Source organism: Spirulina sp. CS-785/01 (assembly GCF_028330525.1).
Taxonomy (GTDB): Bacteria; Cyanobacteriota; Cyanobacteriia; order Cyanobacteriales; family Spirulinaceae; genus JAQMSD01.
Window position 1 is genome coordinate 1 of record NZ_JAQMSD010000007.1, and the last position, 9,583, is coordinate 9,583.

8 protein-coding genes are annotated in these 9,583 nt (G+C 48.6%); 4 read left to right on the forward strand and 4 right to left on the reverse strand.

What is annotated here, in order from left to right:
- Window positions 1–857, reverse strand: an 857-nt coding sequence (locus PN462_RS00290; RefSeq protein ID WP_272125807.1) for an ArnT family glycosyltransferase, incomplete at its 3' end; no start/stop codon positions are given.
- 416 nt (window positions 858–1,273) lie between these two features.
- Here PN462_RS00290 and PN462_RS00295 point away from each other — a divergent pair.
- The 3 genes from PN462_RS00295 (at window position 1,274) to PN462_RS00305 (ending at window position 5,527) form a co-directional block, all read left to right on the forward strand.
- Window positions 1,274–3,349 (forward strand): cation:proton antiporter, encoded by a 2,076-nt coding sequence (locus PN462_RS00295; protein ID WP_272125808.1) that lies wholly within the window; start codon window positions 1,274–1,276, stop codon window positions 3,347–3,349.
- Between the two features lie 79 nt (window positions 3,350–3,428).
- Window positions 3,429–3,551 (forward strand): hypothetical protein, encoded by a 123-nt coding sequence (locus PN462_RS00300; RefSeq protein ID WP_272125809.1) that lies wholly within the window; start codon window positions 3,429–3,431, stop codon window positions 3,549–3,551.
- Between the two features lie 347 nt (window positions 3,552–3,898).
- Entirely contained in the window at window positions 3,899–5,527 is a 1,629-nt protein-coding gene (locus PN462_RS00305; protein ID WP_272125810.1) for an MBL fold metallo-hydrolase, read from the forward strand.
- A gap of 417 nt (window positions 5,528–5,944) precedes the next feature.
- Here PN462_RS00305 and PN462_RS00310 read toward each other — a convergent pair whose 3' ends face one another.
- The 3 genes from PN462_RS00310 to PN462_RS00320 all read right to left on the reverse strand — a co-directional run bounded on the left by PN462_RS00310 (window position 5,945) and on the right by PN462_RS00320 (window position 8,572).
- Window positions 5,945–6,259: a DUF6679 family protein gene (locus PN462_RS00310; RefSeq protein ID WP_272125811.1), complete on the reverse strand. Its 315-nt coding sequence runs from the start codon at window positions 6,257–6,259 to the stop codon at window positions 5,945–5,947.
- Window positions 6,260–6,887: 628 nt separating this feature from the next.
- Window positions 6,888–7,775 carry an alpha/beta fold hydrolase gene (locus tag PN462_RS00315; RefSeq protein WP_272125813.1) on the reverse strand — a complete coding sequence of 296 codons (888 nt, stop codon included), beginning with the start codon at window positions 7,773–7,775 and terminating at the stop codon, window positions 6,888–6,890.
- Between the two features lie 77 nt (window positions 7,776–7,852).
- A complete protein-coding gene (locus PN462_RS00320) occupies window positions 7,853–8,572 on the reverse strand; it encodes a hypothetical protein (RefSeq protein ID WP_272125814.1) in 720 nt (239 codons plus the stop codon).
- A 419-nt stretch (window positions 8,573–8,991) separates the two neighbouring features.
- Between PN462_RS00320 and PN462_RS00325 the strand changes: the two genes are divergently transcribed.
- Entirely contained in the window at window positions 8,992–9,513 is a 522-nt protein-coding gene (locus PN462_RS00325) for a GNAT family N-acetyltransferase (protein ID WP_443029021.1), read from the forward strand.
- The last annotated feature ends 70 nt before the right edge of the window (window positions 9,514–9,583 follow it).

Genomic DNA, 9,583 nt, shown 5'->3' on the forward strand with positions numbered 1-9,583 from the left:
CTATAGCCCCCCAACAACAACCCCGGCAACAAAAACAAAACCAGCAACACCGAAAAAACCGGGCCCGGCATCGGCATTAAATGCCCCAACAACAGCGTCGAAAACTGCGGCCAAGAATAATGTAACCCCTGGAGCAAATACCATCCCCCCACAGGCAACATCCCTAAACCCAACCCCCACCATAAATGCACCGAACTCAACAACCGAGGCGTATCCCAAGCCAAAAACAACACCACCAAAACCGCCCCACTCAACCCCCAAAACCCTTGAGCCAGACAACAAAAACCAATCCCCCAACCGACAGCCAACCCCCACCGTAAATCTCGGCGCGATCGCAACACACTATACACCGCAAAAACCGTCCCCATCACCCCCAACGTCTCCACCACAGCCCAACGGCCCGTCATCAACAACGGCGACAACGTTAAATAACACAACGCCCCCAAAACCGCCGGAGGCTGAGTATGAAACACCTCACGCCCCACCTTATACAACCCCCAAACCGACAACGCCCCCAAAATCGCCCCCGGCAAACGAGTCGTCCAAGCCGTCCACCCCAAAACCTGATACACCCCCGCAATCAAATTAGGCAACAGAGGCGGCACCGTCAAACTCGGCTCTCCCGCCAACGTCGGATACAACCAACGCCCCGACTCCGGCGGTGCAGTGACAATCTCCTTCGCCATCTGAGCCACCGTCACCTCCGCCTCATGATAAAGCGGAATCGCCCCTAAATTGAGACACAACAACAACAACGCGCCACAAAACAACCCCAAACCCCACAACTCCTCTTTCCATGAGTGAGGACGTAAAACACGAGGACTAGAACTCCCCCAAGCAGACGTGCGATAAACCATAACCAATCCAAAAAAATCTGAATTCTTAGTAATTGCCAACAACCCCCAAAATCCACTTATGATGAGGGCTTAATCATTCATCAATGAGGCTAACGAGAATTGAAAAAAACATCAAAATGTTAGAATACCCGGCACATTCACTCAGCCTTCTGTTATTATCCAATGGAAACCTTGATCTCAGGCCAAATTCACGGATTTCATTGACCCAACTGCCTCAGTGTAATCCAGTGTTTTACCGTAAACCAGTCAAAAAAGACCTGCAAACCAAAACTTCATCGCTTATGTTTTTTTGGTAAAACTTCCCCCCTCCTCGGTGACAGTGGCGATTTGTCACCCGCTTCACCCCAGCTTGAACGCTATATTAAACGCTGACTGATTGATAATCGCCTGAAAAACTGGCCAGCCCAAAAATACCTATGGAAGGATCATTTTATCTGACCTTACAAATTGTTCTCGCTGTCTTAGCAGGTATTAGCGCACAAGTAATGGGCGAACTGCTCAAAGTGCCTAGCATTGTTTTCCTGCTCCTCTTGGGCATCCTGCTCGGTTCTGATGGCTTGAATGTACTCCATCCCCACGAACTGGGGGTAGGACTCGAAGTGCTGGTGGCCCTCGCCGTCGCCATCATCCTCTTTGAAGGGGGACTCAACCTCGAACTGCGTGATCTCGGTCGGGTTTCAGGCAGCTTACAACGGCTAGTCACCCTAGGAACACTCATCACCCTCGCAGGAGGAGGAATGGCCGCCCACTGGCTTAGTGAGTTTCCCTGGTCTATCGCCTTCCTCTATGCCTCCCTCGTCGTCGTCACCGGCCCGACTGTCATCGGCCCCCTGCTCAAACAGGTGTCCGTTAACCGTCAAGTGGCCACCATCCTCGAAGGAGAAGGAGTCCTCATCGACCCCGTAGGGGCCATTCTCGCTGTTGTCGTCTTAGATACCATCCTCAACAGTGATGCCGTCACCCTGGAAATGTTAAGCTCCGTCTTACTCCGGTTAGGCATTGGGGCCATTATCGGCATTGTCGGCGGTTGGCTGTTAGGACAACTCCTCAAACGGGCCAACTTCCTCTCCGAAGACCTAAAAAACTTAGTCGTATTAGCCGGAGTATGGGGATTATTTGGCCTCGCGCAGTTTTTACGGGGAGAGTCCGGCTTAATGGCCACTGTGGTTGCTGGGATTGTCCTCCGGGCCTCCTCCCTCCCCCAAGAACGAATGCTCCGCCGTTTCAAAGGCCAATTAACCGTCTTAGGGGTGTCCGTACTCTTTATCCTACTAGCCGCCGACCTCTCCATTGATAGTGTCTTTGCCTTGGGATGGGGAAGTGTCCTCACTGTCCTCACCCTGATGCTATTAGTACGTCCCCTCAGTGTCATGGTTTGTACCCTCAATAGTGGGCTGAACTGGCGACAAAAAATGTTTATTGCTTGGGTCGCCCCAAAAGGGATTATCTCCGCCTCTGTGGCCTCCTTATTTGCCATTCTTTTAACTGAACAGGGCATTAACGGGGGAGATGCCATTAAAGCCCTTGTCTTCCTCACCATTATGATGACGGTGTTCATTGAGGGACTTTCCGCCCGATGGGTGGCCAAATGGCTCAAAATTACCTCCTCTGAAGCAACAGGAGCAATTATTGTGGGTTGTAACCCCTTGGGACGGTTAATTGGTCGTCTCATTCAAGAGGAAGGGGAGTCGGTGGTGATGATCGACACCGATACGGGGGCCTGTGAACAAGCTCGCAATGATAATTTAGAGGTGGTGGAAAGTAGTGGCCTTGACCCGGATGTGTTGGAGGAAGTGGGAACAGACTCCATTGGGACTTTTTTGGCCGTCACCAATAACGGTGAGGTGAATACCGTGTTAGCCCAACACGCTTTAGAGGAGTTTGAACCCCCCCGTGTTTTAGCCGTGTTGCCGCAAACGAAACAAAATAAGTCAGAAAAGCAGAATAAACAGGAAAAACAAAATAAATCCAATCAAGGGACTGAAAGTGCGGGCAGCAGCAATAAGAGCAAAATCGCCAAGGCAATTTTCCCGAAGAATAAACAAAATCAAGGGGAGACGAAGGCCGAAAAACCCAGTAAGAGTAACGGCACTCAAAGCGGCACTGCAACCAGTAAAATTGCCTCGGCCTTTGTCTCCTCGGTTCCGGTGAAGGTGTGGAATCAATATTTGGCCGAAGGCCAAGTGAAGTTGGGGAAAACGGTTCTCAAGGAGTCGGGGTTAGCGTTTCAGAAAGCCCATTTAGAGGCGTTAATTCGGGCCGGGGAATTGTTACCCCTGTTGGTGAAGCGTCGTAAGGGGTTACAGGTGGTGAAGGCTACGGAACAATGGCAAGCGGGGGATTTGGTGATTTATTTACTCCATGATCCCCGGCCTAAGTTGTTAAAACGCTTGTCTGGGGGAACGTCGTCTTCTCGTTTGGCGTTAGAAACTCTACCGGAGGTGGAGGAAGTGCCTTTGGTGTCGGCGGTTTCGGAACAGCGCAAGTCGTGATCCCGGAACGCGCAGTAGTATGATAGAACAATCTTTGTCTGAGTGAATTTCTTTATCTCTAGTCAGGAGCAAAAATAGTATGGATATCAAGTTGCTTTTATTGGTGTTAAGTGGCGTTTTTATTGTGGCAACGCTCTTTTTCGGGACCCAAAATGGATTTTATGATTCGGATAATTATCACGGGAATGGGTCTGCCCATTAATCCTAGCTGAGATGGGGGAGTGGATAGTTGATAGTTGATAGTTGATAGTTGATAGGCGAGTCGGCAGTTGGGAGTCGGGAGAGGGGGGAGAAGCGAGTAGTCTGTCATTTCTTCTCTATCCTCTCTCCTCTCTCCAAAGAATTGCCCGAATTTTTGCTAATTTCTGATAAGCTAGAACGAATAACGCACTGGTTTGAGCCAAAGAGCGTTTTTTCTTTAGTCTTTAAGTTGTCTTTGGTCTTTAATATTAAAAGCCCAAAAAAACATCTATCTTTAGTTGGATTTTTTTAGAAAAGTTTTATTTTCTGGATCAGCATGGTTTGTTCTGCTGATCTTCTCTGTCCATCATGACTCAACGTCGTCCGATCTTTGCTGACGTACAATCCCCGATCGCCTGTTTTCCCTATGGGGTGGGCCAAGAGGGGGACGGGATGTGTCTGCTAGTGAAGATGGGGAAATATCGGATTCTCTTGGACTGTGGTTTAAGTGATCTGTCCCCATTATTGGCAGAATCAACGCCCCCGGCTGATTTGGTGTTTTGTAGCCATGCCCATTCGGATCATGCCAAGGGATTGTTGCCTCTCCATGAACAGTTTCCGGAGTTGCCGATTTATGGGAGTGAGGCAACGGCGAAGTTGTTGCCGTTAAATTGGCCGGACTGGCCCTCAGAGGCGGATTTTTGCCAAACTCTGCCCTGGCGATCGCCCGTGGCCTTTTTTGACGATCTCCATGCTCAATTGTTTCCGGCGGGGCATTTACCGGGGGCTGCGGCCATTTTATTAACCTATACTGGGCTAGATCGGGCTTATACGTTGCTTTATACGGGGGATTTTTTCTTGTCCAATTCCCGGTTAGTGGAGGGGTTATCTTTGGAGAGTTTGCGGGGGTCTTCTCCTGATGTTCTTATTGTGGAGGCCAGTTATGGGACGGCCCGACACCCCCGACGACGGCAACTGGAAAAGCAGTTAATGGAGAAGATTGACCGCGCGATCGCGCAACGTCATTCTGTCTTATTGCCTGTTCCTCCCCTCGGAATGGCCCAAGAAATTTTAATGTTGCTGCGATCGCATCATCAGTTTACCGGACGAGACTTAGATATTTGGGTCGCTGATCGGGTGGCTACCACCTGTAATCAATATCTTGACCTCTTACCCCATCTCCCGGCCTCCGTACAGAATTTTGCCCGTCATCAAGCCTTATTTTGGGATGAACAGGTGTTCCCCAGAGTCCGTCGTCTCCCGGATAATGATCCCAACGCGATCGACCAATTCCCCTGTATCGTCCTCACCGAAAAATCCGGCCAGTGGCAACAGTATTGTCAAGCCCACCCTAGTCCTTGGATGGTATTATGGCCCGAATATCCCGGTCATAACCATCGCCAAGAACCGGACTTATCCCCCCTAGACGCAACGGTTCAACTAGACTCCTACCTCCTCACCGAACATAGTGATGGCCGCAACACCACTCAATTAATTCATAATATTCGACCCCAGCACGTCGTTTTTGTCCACGGAACGCCCGCCTATGTCGTCGATTTAACCAGCTTAGAAGAATTACAAAATCGCTATCAACTCCATTCCCCGGCCAGTGGGACATTAGTAGAATTGCCCATCGGCGATCGCTTTGTCCAACCTGCGGCCCCCAAAGACAGTCATTACGAAGGGGAAGTCCACGAAATTGGGCAAAAAATCGAGATCACCCTCCCTCAATCCATTGCCCAAACCCCCCGATGGCAAAACTTCGCCGATACCGGGTTAGTCGAGGCCCGATGGCAAGGAGAAGAATTAGTCCTACGGGGACTATCTCAACGGGAACTCCTCAAACAAAGCAACGCCGCCAAATTACAAGCCGAACTGGAATGTTGTGGAAACTGTCTTTACCAAAGAGGCGATCGCTGTTCCAACCCCGCCTCCCCCCTCTACGGATTCAAAGTTACCCCCGAAGGATATTGTCCTGTGTTTGAACCCCAAGAATAGGGGTTTGTTCTTGGTTATTTGTTCTTGGTTATTTGTTATTTGTTAAGCCTTTAAATATAGTTAATTCCTTCGTAGTAAGCCCTTTAATGGCTGAATTAAACCCTATATTGAATGATCTCGTTAGTCACTCAACCCCTTTGTAACAGCATTAAGTAATTAGCCTTGGGAGTAAACCCAAAGCCTACTCCCAAAACCTCAATTATAGCGGTGTGCAAATCAGTGAAAGACACTTGCTCCCCCTCGCCCAAGGTGGGAGAGGGGGTTGGGGGGTGAGGGCTGCACTCCACCCACCTGCACGCGGTGTGCAAATCAGTGAAAGACACTTGCTCCCCCTCGCCCAAGGTGGGAGAGGGGGTTGGGGGGTGAGGGCTGCATTCCACCCACCTGCACACCGCTATATCAATTATTCATTATCAATTATTCATTATTATTAGAGTCCTGAGACTTAGGATACAATTGTTCTTCATCGGGACAATCCTCAGCCACCAACAAATCTGCATAACCTCGTTGGACTGAAGCTAACTTCTGAGTGACAGACCCAATGCTTTCTAAACGAACCATTTCTTCCCAAGAACTGACCTCATCATCATCTTCTGTTTCGTAACGAATCGTAACGAGATCACCTTCAATATCGACAATATGGGCCGACTCTATCCAGCGTTGTTGATCCCGCAAGAAAACGCACACCTCACGACCGTCTGTACAAAGCTGATAAATCTTGCGGTGTAGCATAGTTCTTTCTCCCAAACAATTTAAAATCTCTTGATGAATGTAGAACGGGCAAAAACACAAATAGCGATAAATACAAAAATTGACTGCTCTAAATCTTAAAGTTAGTCGTGATTACACAACTGTAACACCTTAAACAAAACAGCCAGCCAATTCATGCAATTATATCTGCCGACAAGGATTAAGGGATTCATGAGTTAAAGATCAAGGTTGGGCTTTGTTGTCTTCTGTTGGGATTGCTATATTGTCAATTCAGTTTGTTTGATCAGTTTGTTTGAATGCAGTCTCTTGGAGACCGTACCAATCAGGAATAGACATGATGAGCAATAGACATAACTAGCACTATACATGATTAACAAGGCCACCGCTTCAAGTCTATCAGATTCCAGTTCCTCTGAAATCGCTTTATGCGGATAACATTGCCCCCTCTCACCCTCAAGCCTAGACAATCCCCGATCCGGTGTTTAGGGAAACTTAGCCAATTCAGCCCTAGAAGGTGACTGAGCCTGTCGAAGTCAGGACGGGGCTTTAGACCCATTATTTTTGGTAAACAGTAAACAGTAAACCGTGCTTCAGCATTGGCTCTACTCAAATGTAGTCCCCTGATGCTATCCCCATCTACAAAACCCCCTCAACCTCCAGACGCATCAACGGGTTGGACAACGCCATGATTTTTTAAAATTCCCTCAATTTGCTGTAACACTTGTCCCGTATCTTCCAGCATAGCTAAATGACCACAATCAGGAATCTCAATCACATTATTGCGAGATTGTTGAAACAACTTATGGAAACTCGCTAAATGATGGACATATTTAGGTTCCATCACCGTATCCCGCATTCCCGCCAAAAAATAAACGGGTTGTTCGAGACGGGCCACAATTTGCGGTAACAGGTGAACTTGACTCTCCGTAGTGGACTCCAGGAGAGACCCCAAAGCAGCCTCCGAGTCAGCCCGGAGAAAATCCCTTAACCGTTGTCGGCCCCAAGAGCGAGCCAAAGGCCGGGCCACCATCGCTTGGCCAAACACCCAATCCATCAGGGGGATATAACTCAGCCAACCGGGGCGATTTTGGACAATTTTTTGTCCCACCGAACGAAAGCGTTCAAATTCTTCCTTGAGATAAATGCCGCCACCCGCGTTAAGACAAATCACCCCGTCAATGTGTTCCGGTAACAAATCGGCCCCCCACAGGGCGATACTCCCCCCCAGAGAATGGCCAATCAGCCATGCCTTTTTAATCTCCAGTTGTTGGAGGAGGGTGACTAAATCTTGAGCATAGTCCGCCAGGGTATAGCCCGAAGTAGAAGACGCAGTTTTTTCCGGTTGTGATTCACCGAACCCCCGTAAATCATAGGTTAAACAGCGATAGCGATCGCGCAACTGCTCCACCAACGGCTGCCAATAACAGCGACTGAGAAGCCAACCATGTAAAAACACCAACACAGGGGCATCTGAATCCGCCACAGGGGAGGTGAAGTCGTAACTGTGAGAGACTCCAGAAATCGTAATCTTTGCCATCGTTTTATCTTAGTCCGATGCGTCTGCAAACTGAATCCGCCAGAATTGTTCCTATCCAGGACTATTTCTATCTTCCTTCATTCTCCCATTAACCGTTGCCGAACGCTCTCTGCAATTTTTTGTCCCAAATATTCGGGGATCAGACTCTCATTGGGCCCGAGCAAGTAGAGAATCAACCGCGTCCGTCCTCGCCAAACCAAGAGATTTGCATTCACCACCAATAAATCCTCCTGCCAAATGGCATACATCACCTTATAAAACAAACCCGGCTGATTATCTGCCTCAATCAGTAACGCAGGCAGATGAAACACCGGATCAACATAAAACTCCGTTTCCACCTGTTCTAGACCCGCATCCAAATTAAACTCCACCGCCAACATTTCTTCCACCTCAAAGCGGCCCGCCAAGGCTTCCCGAATCGCCCGACAGACATTTTCCGAAGTTTTATCCGCCAACGCCTTATTCCCACGGGACACCACCAACTTGATAAACACCAACATGGGCGGTTTAATCTGACCGTAAAGACTCAGACTGTGAATCGTCAAGCCGTAGGCAGCCAAAACCCCAAAAATGTCACTCAACAAAAAAGATTGATTGCGATAGGCAAAATGTAAAGCACTTTTCGACCCTTCCGGTCGCACTTCGATCACAGCGAGTTTGGTTTTATAGAGTCGATAAGCCAACCGCAAATTTTGCAATTGAATCTCACTACTGACAAACTGCTCATAAAACTGCGGAAACGCTTGATTAAAGCGTTTCAACAGTCCCAAGGTAGATGGTTTTAAACCCGCAGCCATAATAGAGCGTTCTTTGAAATCAGCGTCGTTTCAGATAGAGGAGACAGCATCGGTCGGAGGTCGTCTTGATTGACACTCCACGCCCTAGAAGGACGTGGATTCTTCATTTATAGACCCAACTTGCTTTGGCAGGATCACTCCAACCAAAGTAGAGGTCAAATCTCAGTCCCGCGTTCAGGTCTAAGACCCAAGTTCCGCTATGCCCTAGCGTACTCAAGGCTAATGTAAAATACAACTGAGTCAGAAATAGGTAGTTGTCAGTCCACTTTACCTGATCCCTCCCAAGATAGCTTTTTCCCTTTCCCCCCCAAGGAATCTCCCCTCCTTGTGCTATCATCGAGGCTATGAGTGTCTAAAGCGGCAAGTCAGTTGAGACTCTGCCCTTGTTCCTCACTGCAAAATAACTGCGCCACTCTGGCATGGGTTTTTTCAAGAACTTGTTTAGTAATTCTGACACTGTAGCCACTGCGAGCCAAAGCACGCCGCACAATAAGCTACAAAATGGCGGTTCAGTCGCAGACGAGACCCGTATTGTTTTTAGCACGAGTCGAGAGCTTGACCTCTATGAACTCGAAGAACTCTGTGATGCGGTGGGTTGGTCTCGTCGTCCTCTCCGGAAGGTCAAAAAAGCATTGCAACACAGTTTTCTCGTGGTTTCCATGTGGGAAGAACGGGGAGCAAAACGAAAATTAATCGGGTTTGCCCGTGCCACTTCCGATCATGCCTTCAATGCGACCATTTGGGATGTGGTCATTCACCCCAAATATCAAAGTCGTGGTTTAGGGAAAGCCTTGATGAAATACACCATTAAAAAACTACGCAGTGAGGATATCAGCAATATTACTCTCTTTGCTGACCCTCATGTGGTGGAATTTTATCGGCGTTTAGGCTTTATCCTTGACCCAGAGGGGATTAAGGGGATGTTCTGGTATCCGGATTAAGTTTTTTGGGTTGTTGGTTCTCCCCCATCTCCCCCATCTCCCCCATCTCCCCCATCTCCCCCATCTCCCC